This window comes from Azotosporobacter soli (assembly GCF_030542965.1).
Lineage (GTDB): Bacteria > Bacillota > Negativicutes > SG130 > SG130 > Azotosporobacter > Azotosporobacter soli.
The window spans coordinates 41891-57680 of record NZ_JAUAOA010000024.1; the positions used below are offsets into that span (position 1 = coordinate 41891).

21 protein-coding genes, 2 tRNA genes and 1 other annotated feature are annotated in these 15790 nt (G+C 50.2%); of the genes, 20 read left to right on the forward strand and 3 right to left on the reverse strand.

Annotated features, from left to right (window positions below; translation table 11 throughout):
• The first annotated feature begins 16 nt into the window (after nucleotides 1–16).
• The 17 genes from QTL79_RS15750 to QTL79_RS15830 all read left to right on the forward strand — a co-directional run bounded on the left by QTL79_RS15750 (nucleotide 17) and on the right by QTL79_RS15830 (nucleotide 11877).
• The gene (locus tag QTL79_RS15750; protein WP_346355921.1) at nucleotides 17–1423 is read left to right on the forward strand and encodes an Rne/Rng family ribonuclease; all 1407 of its coding nucleotides are present in this window, start codon (nucleotides 17–19) and stop codon (nucleotides 1421–1423) included.
• A gap of 46 nt (nucleotides 1424–1469) precedes the next feature.
• Nucleotides 1470–1544, forward strand: a sequence feature (ribosomal protein L21 leader region).
• 11 nt (nucleotides 1545–1555) lie between these two features.
• A complete protein-coding gene (gene rplU / locus QTL79_RS15755) occupies nucleotides 1556–1867 on the forward strand; it encodes a 50S ribosomal protein L21 (RefSeq protein WP_346355922.1) in 312 nt (103 codons plus the stop codon).
• 4 nt (nucleotides 1868–1871) lie between these two features.
• Nucleotides 1872–2192, forward strand: a complete 321-nt coding sequence (locus tag QTL79_RS15760) for a ribosomal-processing cysteine protease Prp (RefSeq protein ID WP_346355923.1) — start codon at nucleotides 1872–1874, stop codon at nucleotides 2190–2192.
• A 10-nt stretch (nucleotides 2193–2202) separates the two neighbouring features.
• Entirely contained in the window at nucleotides 2203–2493 is a 291-nt protein-coding gene (gene rpmA / locus QTL79_RS15765; protein ID WP_346355940.1) for a 50S ribosomal protein L27, read from the forward strand.
• Between the two features lie 249 nt (nucleotides 2494–2742).
• The gene (locus tag QTL79_RS15770) at nucleotides 2743–2973 is read left to right on the forward strand and encodes a Spo0B domain-containing protein (RefSeq protein ID WP_346355924.1); all 231 of its coding nucleotides are present in this window, start codon (nucleotides 2743–2745) and stop codon (nucleotides 2971–2973) included.
• Nucleotides 2974–2977: 4 nt separating this feature from the next.
• Nucleotides 2978–4255, forward strand: coding sequence for a GTPase ObgE (gene obgE, locus QTL79_RS15775; RefSeq protein WP_346355925.1), 1278 nt, complete (start codon nucleotides 2978–2980; stop codon nucleotides 4253–4255).
• A 19-nt stretch (nucleotides 4256–4274) separates the two neighbouring features.
• Nucleotides 4275–4565 carry a ribosome assembly RNA-binding protein YhbY gene (gene yhbY, locus QTL79_RS15780; RefSeq protein WP_346355926.1) on the forward strand — a complete coding sequence of 97 codons (291 nt, stop codon included), beginning with the start codon at nucleotides 4275–4277 and terminating at the stop codon, nucleotides 4563–4565.
• A gap of 15 nt (nucleotides 4566–4580) precedes the next feature.
• A complete protein-coding gene (gene proB / locus QTL79_RS15785; RefSeq protein ID WP_346355927.1) occupies nucleotides 4581–5705 on the forward strand; it encodes a glutamate 5-kinase in 1125 nt (374 codons plus the stop codon).
• A 12-nt stretch (nucleotides 5706–5717) separates the two neighbouring features.
• Nucleotides 5718–6971, forward strand: a complete 1254-nt coding sequence (locus QTL79_RS15790; RefSeq protein ID WP_346355928.1) for a glutamate-5-semialdehyde dehydrogenase — start codon at nucleotides 5718–5720, stop codon at nucleotides 6969–6971.
• A 36-nt stretch (nucleotides 6972–7007) separates the two neighbouring features.
• Nucleotides 7008–7166: a hypothetical protein gene (locus QTL79_RS15795; protein ID WP_346355929.1), complete on the forward strand. Its 159-nt coding sequence runs from the start codon at nucleotides 7008–7010 to the stop codon at nucleotides 7164–7166.
• Complete coding sequence (nadD, locus tag QTL79_RS15800) at nucleotides 7163–7774, forward strand: nicotinate-nucleotide adenylyltransferase (protein ID WP_346355930.1); 612 nt, start codon at nucleotides 7163–7165, stop codon at nucleotides 7772–7774. The genes QTL79_RS15795 and nadD overlap by 4 nt, the downstream gene beginning before the upstream one ends.
• Nucleotides 7771–8364: a bis(5'-nucleosyl)-tetraphosphatase (symmetrical) YqeK gene (gene yqeK, locus QTL79_RS15805; RefSeq protein ID WP_346355931.1), complete on the forward strand. Its 594-nt coding sequence runs from the start codon at nucleotides 7771–7773 to the stop codon at nucleotides 8362–8364. Before nadD ends, yqeK begins: the two co-directional genes overlap by 4 nt.
• A 16-nt stretch (nucleotides 8365–8380) precedes the next feature.
• On the forward strand, nucleotides 8381–9319 hold the full coding sequence (locus QTL79_RS15810) for an LCP family protein (RefSeq protein ID WP_346355932.1): 939 nt from the start codon (nucleotides 8381–8383) through the stop codon (nucleotides 9317–9319).
• A gap of 21 nt (nucleotides 9320–9340) precedes the next feature.
• Nucleotides 9341–9694, forward strand: coding sequence for a ribosome silencing factor (rsfS, locus tag QTL79_RS15815; RefSeq protein ID WP_346355933.1), 354 nt, complete (start codon nucleotides 9341–9343; stop codon nucleotides 9692–9694).
• Entirely contained in the window at nucleotides 9684–10565 is an 882-nt protein-coding gene (locus QTL79_RS15820) for a CvfB family protein (RefSeq protein WP_346355934.1), read from the forward strand. Before rsfS ends, QTL79_RS15820 begins: the two co-directional genes overlap by 11 nt.
• Nucleotides 10566–10750: 185 nt before the next feature.
• Nucleotides 10751–11665, forward strand: coding sequence for a chemotaxis protein (locus QTL79_RS15825; protein WP_346355935.1), 915 nt, complete (start codon nucleotides 10751–10753; stop codon nucleotides 11663–11665).
• Nucleotides 11666–11801: 136 nt separating this feature from the next.
• A tRNA-Ala gene (locus tag QTL79_RS15830) sits at nucleotides 11802–11877 on the forward strand.
• 64 nt (nucleotides 11878–11941) lie between these two features.
• On the opposite strand, the gene QTL79_RS15835 is transcribed toward QTL79_RS15830, so the two are convergent.
• A complete protein-coding gene (locus tag QTL79_RS15835; protein WP_346355936.1) occupies nucleotides 11942–13099 on the reverse strand; it encodes an HD-GYP domain-containing protein in 1158 nt (385 codons plus the stop codon).
• Between the two features lie 211 nt (nucleotides 13100–13310).
• Between QTL79_RS15835 and QTL79_RS15840 the strand changes: the two genes are divergently transcribed.
• The 3 genes from QTL79_RS15840 to QTL79_RS15850 all read left to right on the forward strand — a co-directional run bounded on the left by QTL79_RS15840 (nucleotide 13311) and on the right by QTL79_RS15850 (nucleotide 14451).
• Nucleotides 13311–13571 (forward strand): hypothetical protein, encoded by a 261-nt coding sequence (locus QTL79_RS15840; RefSeq protein ID WP_346355937.1) that lies wholly within the window; start codon nucleotides 13311–13313, stop codon nucleotides 13569–13571.
• Between the two features lie 88 nt (nucleotides 13572–13659).
• Nucleotides 13660–13735 (forward strand) — tRNA-Ala (locus tag QTL79_RS15845).
• Nucleotides 13736–13848: 113 nt separating this feature from the next.
• Nucleotides 13849–14451 (forward strand): HAD family hydrolase, encoded by a 603-nt coding sequence (locus tag QTL79_RS15850; RefSeq protein WP_346355938.1) that lies wholly within the window; start codon nucleotides 13849–13851, stop codon nucleotides 14449–14451.
• A 92-nt stretch (nucleotides 14452–14543) separates the two neighbouring features.
• Here QTL79_RS15850 and QTL79_RS15855 read toward each other — a convergent pair whose 3' ends face one another.
• Nucleotides 14544–15380, reverse strand: a complete 837-nt coding sequence (locus QTL79_RS15855) for an IS3 family transposase (protein ID WP_346353979.1) — start codon at nucleotides 15378–15380, stop codon at nucleotides 14544–14546.
• A gap of 17 nt (nucleotides 15381–15397) precedes the next feature.
• Nucleotides 15398–15712, reverse strand: a complete 315-nt coding sequence (locus QTL79_RS15860) for a hypothetical protein (RefSeq protein ID WP_346353978.1) — start codon at nucleotides 15710–15712, stop codon at nucleotides 15398–15400.
• Between the last annotated feature and the right edge of the window lie 78 nt (nucleotides 15713–15790).

The following is a 15790-nucleotide window of genomic DNA, read 5'->3' on the forward strand; positions in this document are numbered from 1 at the left end:
CAGGAGGAATGGACCGATGGACAAGGAGATACTTGTCAATGTGACGCCGGAGGAAACGCGGATGGCTCTCTTGGAGGGCGGGCGTTTGGCGGAATTGGTACTGGAGAGGAACGCAGGCAGCAGTCCGGTCGGTTGCGTGTATAAAGGACGGATCAAAAATGTCCTGCCGGGGATGCAAGCGGTTTTTGTCGATATCGGCAGAGATAAGAATGCGTTTTTATATATTGGCGACCAGGAATTAAGCGCTTTTTCCGTTGGGCGAGAAGTGTTGCTGCAGGTGGTCAAGGATGCAATCGGCAGCAAGGGGCCGCGCGCAACGACGAACCTGACGTTGCCGGGGCGTTATGTGGTACTCTTGCCGACCGGCGATCATGTGGCGATATCGCGGCGGATCGAATCGGAAGAAGAGCGCGAACGCCTGCGTCTTCTGGCCGAGGCGGCATGCCCGGAGGGTATGGGAATGATTGTCCGGACGGTGGCGGACGGCTGTCAGGGCGATGAACTTCGCAATGACGTCGCATATTTGAAAAACCTCTGGCAGACGTTGCAGGCGCGGGCGCAAATCGCACAGGCGCCAACGCTCTTATACCGTGATGTGGATCTTGCGATCCGCATTGTGCGCGACCATTTGGCGCGCGATGTCGATCAATTGATTGTCGATCATCGTGAAACGCATAGCCGGATGGTGGAACTGCTTCGTTTCAGTGATCCGGAGCTGGCGAAAAGAGTGGTCTTATATGAAGGCGGCGCGGATCTGTTTCTCAGTCGGGGGCTCGAAGAGGAAATGAGTCAATTATCGCAGCGCGAGGTGCCGCTTCGCTGCGGCGGCTATCTGGTCATCGATCACACTGAAGCGCTGACGGTGATTGACGTCAATACCGGTCGCTTTACCGGCGACACGAGTCTGGCGGACACCGTGTTTCGCACTAACCAGGAGGCGGCGGCGGAAATCGCGCGCCAGCTCCGGCTCAGAGATATCGGCGGCATCATCATTGTCGATTTTATCGATATGGAAGGCGAAGAAAAGCAACACGCCGTACTCGAAATTTTAAACGGCTATTTGCGGCAGGATCGAACGCGCGCGAATGTCCTTGGTTTTACTTCGCTTGGTCTGGTTGAGATCACGCGCAAAAAAGCCAGACAAAACGCAGAAAACTTGCAGCATCGCAGCTGTCCCTGCTGTCAGGGCCGAGGGCGCGTACAGTCGCCGGAAACGGTCGTCATCCAAATCTGGCGTCGACTCAGGCAATTGAAGGGACGTCGCGGAAAATTGCTGCTGCAGGTCCATCCGGATGTGGCAGAGCATTTGCGCTTAAAAGACAGTGTGCGGCAAATGGAACAAAGCATGGGCGTCAGTCTGAGACTGGAAGGCGATGCGAAATTGCATCCGGAAGTTTTTCTTCTTCTTGCGGAACAAGATTGACAAAACACAGCAGATGTGATATTATCTGACATTGTAAGTAGTTGTGCTTACATCCCAACCGCACGGGTAAGGTCGCAAATCGGTTTTAACCGTACCATCCCCGGCGAGTTTCAAATGAGGGAGGTGTATTTCATGTACGCAATTATCGAAACTGGCGGCAAGCAATATCGTGTTTCTGAAGGTGATGTAGTTTTCATCGAGAAACTTGAACTTGCTGAAGGCGAGGCAGTAACTTTTGATCGTGTCCTGACTGTTGTCAAGGAAGGCGCTGTAAAAGTTGGTCAACCTTTAGTCACAGGCGCAAAAGTCACGGCAACGGTAAAGGGTCACGGCAAAGGTAAAAAGATTTTGGTCTTTAAATACAAAGCTAAGTCCAACTACCGCAGACGCCAAGGCCATCGTCAGCCGTTCACGAAAGTAACTATCGAGAAGATCGAAGCGTAAGCGGATGATCACCATAGAAATTGAACGCGATAAGTCACGGTCCATCAGCGGGTTTACCGTTCGTGGTCACTCGGGAACCGCGCCGCGCGGACAGGATATTGTCTGTGCAGGGGTTTCGGCATTGACGCAGACGGCCGTGTTGGGACTGAATCGGCATTTGAAACGCGAGCTGCAGTTGGATATTAAACCAGGCTTACTGGCTCTGGTTCTGCAGGACGCACCGGATGTAATGACGGACGCGATTTTGGAAACCATGCTCTTGGGATTGAACGAAATCGCCAAGAGCAGTTCGGACAGTGTTCGAATATTAGAACACAGGAGGTGAGAAAATGATTCTGTTTACATTTGATCTGCAACTTTTTGCACATAAAAAAGGGGTTGGCAGCACTCGTAACGGTCGCGACAGCGAAGCAAAACGTTTGGGTGTAAAGCGCCACGCTGGTGAAGTGGTAACTTCCGGCAGCATTCTGGTGCGGCAACGGGGAACTCATTTCCATCCCGGCAATAACGTAGGGATTGGCAAAGATGACACTCTGTATGCCATGATTCCTGGCACGGTAGCCTTTGAACGCAAAGGTCGCTACAACCGTCAGGTAAGTGTGTATTCAACCGAAGAGGCTATGTAACAAGCGCCTGCGGCCGCGAATACGGCCGCAGGTTTTTTTATTCTCGAACACGAAGACACGAAGGTGACGAAGTGCACGAAGCGGCGTTGTTCCACTTTTTTCGTGTGATTTCGTAATCTTCGTGTCTTCGTGTCAATGGCGCTCCAAACGGCGGTTAGGACTGTGAAAACTCCGCAGAATTTTGTATAATTGGAATAATGGGGTGTTTGGCTCTATTGCTACGATGATAAGGAAGGGATGGGATGGCAGATGAGTGAGTCTGAGATCCAGAAAGTGGTTGTCCAGGCACTACGCAAGCAAAGGCATGATTTCATCAACCATTTGCAGGTGATCCATGGTTTGTTGCAGTTGGGCAAAGGCCAACGGGCGCTGGATTATATCGACGAACTGGCCAAAGATCCCCGTCTGATTAGTGATGCATTGGAAGAACGACCATCGTCGACTGAAGAAGCGGTAACGGATGGCAATCAAAGGAGATAGATTCATGTTTATTGACCGGGCTAAAATTCAGGTGACGGCAGGCGATGGCGGCAGCGGCATGTCAAGTTTCCGTCGGGAAAAATATGTTCCTAAAGGCGGACCAAGCGGCGGCGACGGCGGTCGCGGCGGCGACATCATATTGAAAGTCGACAACAATACCAATACGTTGATTGATTTTCGCTACAAACGAAAATTTAAGGCGGATGCGGGTGTCGGCGGACAAACGAAGAACATGCATGGCCATAATGCGGAGCCTTTGTTTATCAAAGTTCCGCCAGGCACTACGGTGAAAAATGCAGAAACAGGACAAATCATCGCCGACCTGACCGAAGAGGGGCAGGAGTTTGTGGCTGCACGCGGCGGGCGCGGCGGGCGCGGCAATGCACGCTTCGTGAACAGTGTGAACCGTGCGCCGACTTTTTATGAAAAAGGCGAACCGGGGGTCAGCATCGAATTGCAGCTGGAACTGAAACTTCTGGCGGATGTCGGGCTCGTCGGTTATCCGAGCGTAGGCAAATCGAGCATCATTTCGGTGGTTTCTGCCGCAAAACCGGATATTGCCGCTTACCATTTCACAACGTTGACACCGGTGCTTGGCGTTGTAAGTCTCGGTGAAGGGCATAGCTTCGTCCTGGCGGATATTCCAGGCCTGATTGAAGGGGCGCACGAAGGCGTCGGCCTTGGTCATGACTTTCTGCGACATATCGAACGGACAAAGGTCATCATACATGTCCTTGACGTGTCGGGCCAGGAAGGGCGAGACCCGATCGAAGATTATCATAAAATCAATGAAGAGCTGCGCCAATATAATCCGCGCCTCTTAAAGCGGCCGCAGATTGTTGCCGCCAATAAGATGGATCTGCCGGAAGCGCGGGAAAACTATCAGCGTGTTGCCGAGTTCATGGCGCAGGAAGGTCGCGAAGTGTTCGCGGTCTCGGCCGCTACCGGTGAAGGTTTGCCGGAAGTCATGCAGCGTGCGTCGCAGCTTTTGGCCGCTTATGTTGAAGAGCCGGAAGTAGCGCAAGATCCGGACGTTAAAGTGTATGAAGCGGAACCGGAGCAGCAAATATCGATTACGCGCGACGATGACGGCGCGTATGTCGTGCATGGCAAGGCGTTGGAAAAATTAGTCGCGATGACTAATTTTGACAATGATGAAGCACTGCGACGTTTCCAACAGATTTGGCGCAACCTGGAAGTGGAAGCTGCGCTCAAGGAGCGCGGCATTCAAGAAGGCGATACGGTGCGCATTCGCGATATGGAATTTGAATATAAGTCATAACATAGGAGGACAGCAAAATATGCTGACAGGAAAACAAAAACGCTATTTGCGTTCGTTGGGAAGCGCTCTTGACCCGGTGGTTCAGATCGGCAAAGGCGGCGTCACGGAGCCGGTTGTCACGAGTGCGCAGGACGTAATCGGCGCACGCGAATTGATCAAGGTACGCGTGCTGAAGAATTGCGCCGAAGAACCCAAGGATGCCATCAGCGAATTGGCGGATGCGACCGACTCTGTCTTAGTGCAGATGATTGGGCGCAACGGCTTGCTTTATAAAAAACATCCGGAGAATCCAAGAATCGAATTACCGTAAACGGGGGAATGGCAGATGCTGAGACGGGAAGAGTTAGCGCAAGCCAAACGGATCGTGGTCAAGGTGGGAACAAGCACGTTGACCCATGCTACGGGAAAACTGAACGTGGGCCGGGTGGATCGCCTGGCACGCGAACTGACGGATTTAGTCAATCAAGGCAAGGAGATCATCTTGGTGACTTCCGGCGCCGTTGGGGTTGGCATAGATCGCTTGGGTCTTAAGGAACGACCGCGTACGATTCCCGAAAAGCAGGCGGCTGCCGCAGTCGGGCAAGGCATTCTTATGCATATCTACGAAAAAATGTTTGCTGAATACGGGCAGATTGCCGCACAGGTCCTCCTGACGCGGGAGGATTCAGTGAAACGCAGTCGTTATGCAAATTCGCGCAATACATTATTGACCCTCATTGCTATGGGGGTCATTCCGGTTATCAATGAAAATGATGCCGTAGCCATTGAAGAGCTTAAAATTGGCGATAACGATACGCTGTCGGCGATGGTAGCCAGCATTGTGGATGCGGACTTGCTCATTATCCTTTCCGACATTGAAGGGTTATACACGGCAAATCCGCAGACAACGCCGGATGCTACGCTGATTTCGACGGTGCACGATGTGTCGCCGGAGATAGAAGCGTTGGCTGGCGGCGCCGGGTCGACTCTGGGAACCGGCGGCATGCACACCAAGTTGCAGGCGGCTAAGATTGCGGTCAGTTCCGGCGTGCCGATGGTGATTGCCACCGGTACGCGCGACGGCGTGATCAGCGCGATCGCGGCAGGCGAAGAAATCGGAACGCTGTTTGTCTCACGTGAGAACCGTTTGCAGATTCGCAAGCGCTGGCTGGCGTTCGGCGCCAGGATCAAAGGCAGCGTAACGATTGACTCCGGTTGCGAACGGGCGTTAGCGGATGGTGCGAGCCTATTAGCCGCTGGCATTCAAACGGCCAATGGTTCGTTTAAAGCGGGCGATACGATCAGCATCATGAATCTGACCGGACGTGAAATGGCGCGAGGCATTGCGTATTACAGCAGCGAAGAAGTTGCAAGGATTGTCGGTTGCCATACCAATGAAATCGCGGATATCTTAGGCTATAAAAGTTATGATGAAGTGATTCATCGCGATAATATGGTGATACTAGGATAAAGGGGTGGCAAAATGGAGTGCATCGCGGAATTGGAAGAGAAGGGTAAAGCGGCGAAAGCTGCAGCGCGAAAGCTCGCAACGCTCTCGACCGAAATGAAAAACAAGGCGCTACGCATGATGGCAGACGGTCTGGAACGTCATGCCGGTCAAATCATGGCAGCGAATTTGCTGGATATGGAACAGGGCCGGGCAAAAGGCCTGGCGGAACCTCTCTTGGATCGATTGTTGCTGACAAAAGAGCGCATTGAAGCGATGGCGCAAGGACTGCGCCAGATTGCCCAGTTGCCGGATCCGATCGGTGAAGGCCTCGGCGCGCAGCAACGTCCGAATGGTTTGCGCATCAATAAAGTGCGGGTGCCGCTCGGCGTCATCGGCATCATTTACGAAGCGCGACCGAATGTGACGGTTGATGCGGCCGGCTTGTGCCTGAAAGCAGGCAATGCAGCACTGCTCAGAGGCGGTTCGGAAGCGATTCATTCCAATACGGCGATTAGCCGGGTGCTGGCCAAAGAGATAGAAGACTGCGGTCTTCCGTTTGGCTGCATTCAGCTTGTCGAAAATACCGACAGGCAGGCGGTGCGCGAAATGCTGCGGCTCAACCGTTATCTGGACGTCATTATTCCGCGCGGTGGGGCGGGGCTGATTCGGACTGTCGTTGAAAACAGCACGGTACCGGTGATTGAAACGGGAACCGGCATTTGCCATGCGTATGTTGATGCATCAGCCGATTTGGCGATGGCGCAAAAGATCGTTCTGAACGCGAAGACGTCGCGGCCCGGCGTTTGCAATGCATTAGAGACGTTGCTGGTTCATCAGGCGGCGGCAAAAGAATTCCTGCCGTCAATGCTTGCTGCGCTGCGAGAGGCAAAGGTCGAGGTGCGGGGCTGCCCGCAAACGAGGACGTACGGCTCTGGCCTGCAGGAGGCGAGTGAAGAAGACTGGGCGACGGAATATCTCGATTATATTTTGTCGGTCAAAGTGGTCGAAGATATCTCGGTTGCACTGGATCATATCGACCGGTACAGCACGCGTCACTCGGAAGCGATCATCACACGAGATTATGACGCGGCGCAACGTTTTTTAAAAGAAGTGGATGCGGCCGCGGTTTACGTCAATGCATCGACCCGTTTCACGGACGGCAGCGAATTCGGCTTTGGCGCTGAAATCGGCATCAGTACGCAGAAATTGCATGCCAGAGGACCAATGGGGCTTGCAGAACTGACCAGTTACAAATATATCATTTATGGCGACGGACAAATACGCTGAGCGACGCTTAAGGAAAGAAAGAAGGCACGGTTTGAAATGATCAAAGCATATCTCTTAGGCTGGTGGCGTTATTTGAATACGGAGAAAGGGCGGCATGACGTGCTGGATCGCAGCAAAGCGCTGCTCCTGATTCTTTTGATTTCACTGGTGTTGGGAATCGGCATTGCTTTGTGGCGAGGAGATTTGCGGCTATGAAAATCGAGAAATGCAGGATTGGCATCATGGGCGGGACGTTTGACCCGATTCATCTTGGACACTTGGTGATTGCGGAAGCTGTACGCGACCGATTTCAATTGGAACGAGTGCTCTTCATTCCGGCTGCGAGTCCGCCGCATAAAGAGAACGCCGGCTTGACGGCAGCGTCGCATCGCTATTTGATGACGGTTCTCGCCGTACAGTCCCATCCGTGTTTTTTTGCTTCCGATATTGAAATGAACCGCTCAGGCCCTTCGTATACGATTGATACCGTTCGCGAACTGGTGAGAATTTATGGCGCGGCGGCCGATTTATATTTCATCACCGGTGCAGATGCCATTATCGAATTGCCGACTTGGCGCGAACCCGAACGACTGTTGGAATTATGCCAATTCGTTGCGGCGACGCGGCCGGGCTGCAATGGTCTGGAAGAGGTCATCGCGCGTTATGGAGACCTTGGCGCATGCCGCATTCATAGGCTGGAAACGCCGGAACTTGCCATTTCCGCGACCGATATTCGTGAGCGCGTCAAGCAAGGAAAGTCGGTGCGCTATATTGTGCCGGAAGCGGTCGAACACTATATTCAGAAAGAGGGCTTGTATCGATGAACAAGCAACGGCAGCAGGAAATCCTGCGTCAGTTGGCTGAGCACCTTACTCCGAAGCGTTTGGCGCATTCGAGGCAGGTTGCGGAAACTGCAGCTAAGTTGGCAAAAGTGCATGACGTTGACGTCGAAGATGCGATGCTGGCCGGATTGCTGCATGACTGCGCCCGTGAACTGACGCATAAGGAAATGATGCTGGCGGCGCAGCAGGCTGGCCTGGTATGGGGCGTAGAAGAAGAGGCCGAACCAGTGCTTTTGCATGCGGCGCTTGCCGCAAATTGGGCCAGGCTGCGTTACGGCGTCAAGAAGGAAGCCGTGTTGCAGGCGATTGCGTTGCATACGACCGGTGGCCCGCAAATGACGCGTTTGGATCAAATCCTCTATCTGGCGGACTTGATTGAACCGGGCCGCGATTTTCCCGGCGTCACCGAGCTAAGGCGGTTAGCGGAGCGTGACCTGGAGGCTGCGCTGCTAAAAGCGTTTGATGGAAGTATCCTTCATCTTCTCCGGCATGGTGCTTTATTGCATCCGGCAACGGTGGAGGGGCGAAATTGGCTGCTGTTGCAGCTGCGCCAGCGCAAGAAGGGGTGTTGAACGAGTGGTGAAGCGGGTGAGACGAAAACGACGAAAAGTTCGTTGGGGGCGGTTGCTGCTATTGCTGTTGATCATGGCAGGCATGGTCTGGGGCGTGGTGCGCGGTGCGGCTTATGCCGTTCAGTCTTTTACGCCGCCGGCGCCGCCGCCGAAAATTGTAAAACCGGTCTCTCCTTATGCAGATAAGGCTGGAAAACGGATTACGCTCTTGTTAATCGGCGTTGATGACAGTACAAATCAATCATCAGTGGCGAAGGGGCAGGCGGATGCCTTAATGCTGCTTAGCATCAATCCGGAAGACAACAGCGTCAATTTACTGTCGATTCCTCGAGACACAATGGTTACGCTGCCGGGCCGCCAAGGCGTCGAGAGGCTTGGACAGGCTTACGTCTATGGCGGAGCGGAATTGACGATGCGAACGATCGAACATGCACTGCAGGTTCCGATCGCCTATCATGCAGCACTGAGTTGTCAGGATTTTGCCCAGCTGGTCGATTTGATTGGCGGCGTTGAGATCTATGTCGATCAGAATATGAACTATGAAGATGCATACTCCGATCTGAAGATTCATTTGAACCGCGGCTATCAGCATTTGGATGGTTTGCAGGCCGGACAGTATGTGAAATACCGCAGTGATGAAATGGGCGATATCGGACGGATGCAGCGCCAGCAAATCTTTATGAAAGCGTTGGCGGAACAAGTATTCCAATTGGAGATTGTGACGCGCCTGCCTGACTTATGGAATCATGCGGGAGAATATTTGAAAACGGATCTTACGCCAAGCGTTGCTTTCAAACTGCTTACAGCCCTTCGCAGCGATAGTCTAAGCAAAATGAGAGTGGAACTTTTGCCGGGGCAAGCGGTTTCGCTTGAAGGGCAGTGGTATTGGAAGGCGGACGAGGAGCATGCGCGGCAAGTGGTGAATGAATTGTTTTATGCCAATAATGGGAAGTGATAAAGAATGAGGAGGGGTTTTATGGATTCGAATAACAGTGAAAAAATAGCCCGACTGGCGGCAAAGGCGGCCAGTGATAAAAAAGCAAGCGAGATCATGATCCTTAACATGCAAGGTTTATCGAACGTCACCGATTATTTTCTGATTGCCAGTGCGACTTCGACGACGCAAGTGCAGGCGATTGCCGACAACATTGAGAAAGAGCTGGATAAAGTCAAAGTATCGGCGCTGCGCCGAGAAGGTTATCGTGAAGCGCGTTGGGTATTGCTTGATTTTGGCGATCTCGTGGCGCATATCTTTGTGGAAGAAGATCGTGCTTTCTATAATTTGGAAAGGCTCTGGGCCGATGCCCCGGTAGAAGTATATGAAGACTGAAAACAACAGCCCGTACAGTCCGGGACAAGTCGCGGTGCTTAAAGTCGTCCGCATGTCGGACTTAGGCGCTTTTCTTGACGGCGGAACCGGCAATACCAGTGAAGATATTCTGCTTTATAAAGAACGGATGCCTGCTGAAATCAAAATCGGCGATGAGGTGGAGGTTTATTTATATCTCGACCCTAAAGGCCGACTGGCGGCCAGCACAAAACTGCCGAAAATGAAAGAAGGGCAGGTCGCCCGCGTGCAGGTCATCAATACGACGAAAGACGGCGCTTTCGTCGATATCGGCGCGGAACGCGGCGTGTTTCTGCCGTTTGCCGGCATGCGCGGCCGTCTCAAAGAGGGCGATCGGATTTGGGTCAAACTATATACCGATAAAAGTGGTCGACCTGCGGTCACGATGGAAGTCGAAGATGAACTGCGTCGTGCGTCTAAACCGGCAACAACGGCAAAGCTGGGTGATTGGTTAGAGGCTTCGATCTACAATGCCGGCGAAGACGGCTGGTTTTTATTCGTAATGCCGGAGCGTTATCTGGCATATTTGCATCGCAGTGAAGCGATTGGACAATTGTTGGTCGGCCATGAAGTAAAGGTGCGCGTCACTTTTATTCGGGAAGACGGCCGCATCAATGTCAGCATGCGTTTGCCGAAAGAAGACGCGATCGACAAAGATGCGCAGGCGATTCTCGATGTGCTCGAAGCTCGCCAGGGGCGTATGCCGTATGGCGATACTACGTCGGCTGAAGTGGTGCGGGAAAAATTTTCCATGAGCAAAGCCGCGTTTAAACGTTCGCTGGGACGTTTGATGCGCGACGGGCGAGTCCGTCAAGAAGAGGGCTGGACGATGCTGCTTGAGCCGAAAGAATAAATAAGAGAACTTATTGCAAAATTCCTTGTGATAAGTTCTTTTTTGTTTGTTTTTTAACCGGGCGAAGAAGAAGGAAAAGTGTCTTTTATAGAGAAGTTAAACATGCTGATAGAAGTGAGTTTAACCGTGTTTTCTGGCGATCGGCTCGGGTGCGGTATAAATTTGATTAGGTTGGAGGCGTTACGATGAGTGAAGTGAGTGACAAAAAAGGAATTTTACTGGAAACAGGCACCAATGAGTTTGAGATTGTCGAGTTTGCAGTTGGTAAAGTAAATTATGGCATCAATGTGGCCAAGGTCAGAGAAGTGATCAACCAGGTGCCGATTACGCAGATGCCGAATGCGCATCCGTATGTGGACGGCGTCTTTACCTTGCGCGGGAGAGTCATGCCGCTCGTTAATCTGCCGCGTTGTCTGGGTATGGAAGACAGCGGCGCGAAAAGCCAAAACATCATCGTCAGTGAGCTGAACAACTATTATGTCGGTTTCCTGGTCGACGAAGTTTCGCGCATTCACCGCGTTTCTTGGACGGAGATGGAACCGCCGCCCACAATTACGAATTCGGAAATGGTGGTCGGTATTATTAAAATGGCGAGCAAGATGGTTATTTTGCTTGACTTTGAAAAAATTGTATCGGAAATCAATCCGGAGATTAACATCAAGCTGACGACGGTGCCGGAGGCTACTGTCGATCGTCGCGACATCCGGAAAAAGAAAACTATCGTTGTCGCCGAAGATTCGCATATGCTACGCGACCTCCTGACCAATACGCTTAAAGCATCCGGTTACGAGAATATTCTGGCTTACAACAATGGTAAAGAGGCGTGGGAAGCGCTGGAGGCGATGACGAAGGAAGATACCCCGATCGAAAAGCGGGTTCAGATGGTCATCACCGATATCGAAATGCCGCAAATGGATGGACATCATTTGTTGAAACGAATCCGTGAGGACCGCGATCTGACGGTCTTGCCGGTCATTATTTTCTCTTCGCTGATCAATGAAGAAATGCGCCGCAAAGGCGATGCGCTCGGAGCGAACGGACAGATTTCCAAACCGGAAATTGCGCAGCTGATTGATTTAGTGGACGAGAAAGCGCTGTAAATAAAAAAGCGTCGCAGTTGCGGCGCTTTTTTATTAGAGTTAAAACGAGAAAAAGAAGAAAAGAGAATTGACATTATGTAATGATCTCGTTATAATAATAAATGTCGGTAAGCCGTCTTGCGGCAGCGACGTTATTGGGGATATAGCTCAGCTGGGAGAGCGCTTGAATGGCATTCAAGAGGTCAGCGGTTCGATCCCGCTTATCTCCACCAGAAAAATGAAGGTTTGAAACATTTTGTTTCAAACCTTTTTTGTATTTTATGGGGCGCGCATGCGTTACACTTTAAGGCGGATGATTCTCAAATCGGGCTGCTTGTTTAGGTCGAGCAGTTCGCCGTTACCGGTCTTTACAACTGGGAAGCGGAATGCGGAATGCGTATAAAGCACTTCGGCTGTGCGCCCGTCGCTGAGCAGCACGTTGACGCTGTAGGTAAAGGTCGCCAGATAGCGGTCAAAGATATCAATGATGTCAGCGGTGATCTTTCCGCTGCTGTCGCGCAAGAGGCGCGGACGAATCGTGAAAAGATCCGGCAGTTCGCTGTCGTCATGGATCAGCGCATCAAAGCGATTGGCCAGTGCGACGATTTGCGCTGCAATGCTGAGTTGGCTGCCCCTGAGTTGCTTTGGAAAGCCGCTGCCGTCGATCGATTCATGGTGCTGCAGGAGGATCGATAGGACTTCATCCGGAAGCTGTTTGCGCAGAAACAAATCGCCGCCCGCTTTGACATGAGAGCGGTATAAGGCTTCTTCGTCATTGCTGCGTTGCCGGGTCAGATCAAGAATTGTCGGCGGCAGCGCGAGTTTTCCGATGTCGTGCAGCAGTGCGCCGAGCGTGATTGTTTTTATCTGTTCGTCGTTGTAACCGAGTAGGCAGGCTAATTTGTTAGAAATAATCGCGACCGCCAGACTGTGAAGCGCCAAACGCCTAAGAGGGGGTTCGGATATGGTCGGCTTTAACGTATAACCGATTGCTCCCGGTGTGCTAGAAGCGAAACGATGAACGATATGCGCCATCGATTCCAAGGTGGCAACGTTGGTGTAAAGATGGCGATCACGTAGGATTTCGGCGACTTTGGTGCAAATGCTGTCGTATTGCCGCGCTGATTTTTCATTGATGATCGAGGGTGGTAACGGTTCTTTCCTTTGCGGCGCGTCAGTCTCGCCAACCTGTTCAGGAAGCGGTGCTGGCGGGGCATCGGGCAGTTCTTGGAAGGGACGAATGATATCATCAAATTGCAGCGCCAGCTTGACGTCTTCATCACTGTCTTGTTCTTCACGTAGGCGGACAATTTTGATCTGCCAATTCTGCAACGCTTCGATGGTTTTGGCGGTAAGGATGCTGCCTGAAGCCAAGAGAATCGAATTGTCCTGACTTAAAATATGCTGGGCGATGATATCTCCGGGGCGAAGCTGATCAATCGTTACGTTTCGCATAGGAATCCCTCCTCGTAGCCTGCATTTGCCGGGCGAGATGCAGTATGGTTCTTATCTATACTATACTTAAAAGAGGCGTTTCTTACCAGAGAAAAGAAGGGAAATCAGCGGCTTCGCTGGAAAATAAAACGATACCTGCTATAATTAGAAGTGGAATCGAATCGTGGCGTTTGTTAAATGAACTGCAGCAGGCAATGGGAGGCGGCTACGCATGAAGAAAGGACATATCTTTAAAATCAGCTATGCGATTGCCTTGATAGCGATATTTACGATTCTGCCTTGGCAGGGCAAGATCCCGGCCAGCGTCGGCAATACCGGAAAATTGGCGACAATTGACCTCGGTTATGCATTCATCCTTCAGCCGCCGGTTGGCGCCAAGCGCGTCAATTATCGTCAGGTAGCCGGAGAATTTATTATTGTCACGCTCGTAGCCGGGATCGCTTACGCATATTGGAAGCGGCAGAGACAGTGAAAAAAGTTCACTAAAAAGGTTGCAAAGCGAATTATGGATATGCTATACTAACAATGCTCGTGCGGCGGTAACGTGCATGACGGACAATGGGGATATAGCTCAGCTGGGAGAGCGCTTGAATGGCATTCAAGAGGTCAGCGGTTCGATCCCGCTTATCTCCACCAGAATTTGCAAGCCTTCTGAGGAATCAGGAGGCTTTTTTGTTGAGTGCTTTGATTTTTCTCGATGGTGGAAAATCGAAATACGTTAAGTTCGATGGCGGGAAGGAGAAAACTCTATGATCAAGACGGTTGTATTTGATTTGGGCAGGGTGCTGCTAGAATTCGAGCCGCTCGAATATTTACGCAGTCGAATTGACGATGAAGCGTTAGCGATTCGGTTGTGTAAAATTATCTTTCAAAGTGAAGAATGGCTTGCTTTGGATCGCGGCACGATTAGCGAAGCTGACGCGATAGAAAGGTTTGTCCGTCGCAACCCGGAGCTTGAAACAGTAATTCGTTATGCTATGAAAGACTGGTATGAATTGTTGCAGCCGAAAACGGACAGCGTTGCCATTTTGCAAGAATTGAAGGCGAAGGGCTGTCGTTTGTTGATTTTATCTAATTTTCACCAGGCGGCGCGTGAGGCGGTATGTGCAAAACATTTGTTTTTTCGTGTATTTGATGGCGGAATCTTTTCTTATGAAGTCAAGTTGTTAAAACCGGAAACGGAAATTTATCAGACTCTGTTGCAGCGCTACCAACTGACGGCAGAGGAAACGGTGTTCATTGACGATACGTTGGAGAATATCGAGGCGAGCAAACGATTAGGCATTAAGGGCATTCATTTTCGCTCGGCTGCAGAGTTGCGCCTGCAGTTGCAGGCGTTATCATTGTTGTAAACTGCAAATAAATCACCGCCCCTGTCATAGCGTGAACTGAACCAGAAACAACGTACATAAAATAAAACGCCCAGAAGTAGAATAGCTTTAAATTACGCAAACTGGCATCGTTTTTCATACGGTGTCAGTTTTGTTTTTAGTTGAATGCGTTCAAAATTATAAAAATAGATATACTCATCGATAACCTCGTTAGCCTCTGCAAATGTTTTGAGATGTATTCTCGAAATGCATTCTGCTTTCAAAATACTAAAAAAGTTTTCAGCTAATGCGTTATCATAACAATTTCCTCGCCTTGACATGGACGGTGTAATACCATACTCTTTAGTTAGGTTAAAATACCCCTGTGAAGTGTATTGAAACCCTTGGTCACTATGGAGTTGCAGCTCTGTAGTGACTTTTTCCTTTTTCATGGCAGTTCGAATTGTTTCAAGAACTAAATTTACAGTTTGTTCTGTTCCTGTTTTATAAGCAATAATACTGCGATCAAACGCATCGCGTATCATTGATAAATACAGGATTCCTTGGAGTGTATGGATGTATGAAATGTCGGTAACCCATTTCTGATTCGGCGCAGTTGCTTCAAAATCACGATTGAGTAGATTTTCATATTTATGAAGTTGTTGCTGCATTCTCTTGTATTTTTTACGTCGGCGAATTTGAGATAATAAATTATATTTGCTCATTAAGCGAAGAACGGTTTTCGGATCAATAAATATATTTCTATTCTGTTGAAGCCACAAATGAACCCTTCGATATCCATACGTTCTTTTTGATATTTCTTGGCATACCGCAATTTCTGCTACGATTCGTTCATTGCGATTCGGTTGATTCATGCGATGAACAAAATCATAGTACCCACTGCGTGATACATCAAAAAAGTCACACATTGCAGAGATAGAATAGCTGTCTTGGTTTTTATAAATTGCCATGTATTTTACAGATGGCCTCACTTCCTTCCAACGATTTGAAGAAAAGAACGTAATAGTTCGTTTTCCATCTTTAAACGCTTGATTTCATTATCTCTTTTATCCTGTATGGTAACATAGCTTTTAGGCGGTCTGCCTTTTTTCCGTGGAATAATTCCAGATTCAATCATCTTTTGTTTTCGGTTGTGTCTTCGGATTAGTTCTTTGATTACGTATTTATCCTTAAATCCATAGAACTCGCTAATTTCACGATTCGTTTTGCCTTCTTCTTTCATTTTTAGAACGTCGAGAATAATGTGTTCTCCAAAATGTTTTATTCCTCTTTGCCCTGACATATGAACACCCCCAGTCATAGATTAATTATCTACAACTGGGGGTGTTTTGTCATTGTCCGTTTTTATTGGTTCAGTTCA

Bases quoted from the DNA above. Each gene is read 5' to 3' on its own strand.
- QTL79_RS15750 (WP_346355921.1), top strand. From the start codon at position 17: ATGGACAAGGAGATACTTGTCAATGTGACGCCGGAGGAAACGCGGATG.
- rplU (WP_346355922.1), top strand. From the start codon at position 1,556: ATGTACGCAATTATCGAAACTGGCGGCAAGCAATATCGTGTTTCTGAA.
- QTL79_RS15760 (WP_346355923.1), top strand. From the start codon at position 1,872: ATGATCACCATAGAAATTGAACGCGATAAGTCACGGTCCATCAGCGGG.
- QTL79_RS15770 (WP_346355924.1), top strand. From the start codon at position 2,743: ATGAGTGAGTCTGAGATCCAGAAAGTGGTTGTCCAGGCACTACGCAAG.
- obgE (WP_346355925.1), top strand. From the start codon at position 2,978: ATGTTTATTGACCGGGCTAAAATTCAGGTGACGGCAGGCGATGGCGGC.
- yhbY (WP_346355926.1), top strand. From the start codon at position 4,275: ATGCTGACAGGAAAACAAAAACGCTATTTGCGTTCGTTGGGAAGCGCT.
- proB (WP_346355927.1), top strand. From the start codon at position 4,581: ATGCTGAGACGGGAAGAGTTAGCGCAAGCCAAACGGATCGTGGTCAAG.
- QTL79_RS15790 (WP_346355928.1), top strand. From the start codon at position 5,718: ATGGAGTGCATCGCGGAATTGGAAGAGAAGGGTAAAGCGGCGAAAGCT.
- QTL79_RS15795 (WP_346355929.1), top strand. From the start codon at position 7,008: ATGATCAAAGCATATCTCTTAGGCTGGTGGCGTTATTTGAATACGGAG.
- nadD (WP_346355930.1), top strand. From the start codon at position 7,163: ATGAAAATCGAGAAATGCAGGATTGGCATCATGGGCGGGACGTTTGAC.
- yqeK (WP_346355931.1), top strand. From the start codon at position 7,771: ATGAACAAGCAACGGCAGCAGGAAATCCTGCGTCAGTTGGCTGAGCAC.
- rsfS (WP_346355933.1), top strand. From the start codon at position 9,341: ATGGATTCGAATAACAGTGAAAAAATAGCCCGACTGGCGGCAAAGGCG.
- QTL79_RS15820 (WP_346355934.1), top strand. From the start codon at position 9,684: ATGAAGACTGAAAACAACAGCCCGTACAGTCCGGGACAAGTCGCGGTG.
- QTL79_RS15825 (WP_346355935.1), top strand. From the start codon at position 10,751: ATGAGTGAAGTGAGTGACAAAAAAGGAATTTTACTGGAAACAGGCACC.
- QTL79_RS15835 (WP_346355936.1), bottom strand. From the start codon at position 13,099: ATGCGAAACGTAACGATTGATCAGCTTCGCCCCGGAGATATCATCGCC.
- QTL79_RS15840 (WP_346355937.1), top strand. From the start codon at position 13,311: ATGAAGAAAGGACATATCTTTAAAATCAGCTATGCGATTGCCTTGATA.
- QTL79_RS15850 (WP_346355938.1), top strand. From the start codon at position 13,849: ATGATCAAGACGGTTGTATTTGATTTGGGCAGGGTGCTGCTAGAATTC.
- QTL79_RS15855 (WP_346353979.1), bottom strand. From the start codon at position 15,380: ATGGCAATTTATAAAAACCAAGACAGCTATTCTATCTCTGCAATGTGT.
- QTL79_RS15860 (WP_346353978.1), bottom strand. From the start codon at position 15,712: ATGTCAGGGCAAAGAGGAATAAAACATTTTGGAGAACACATTATTCTC.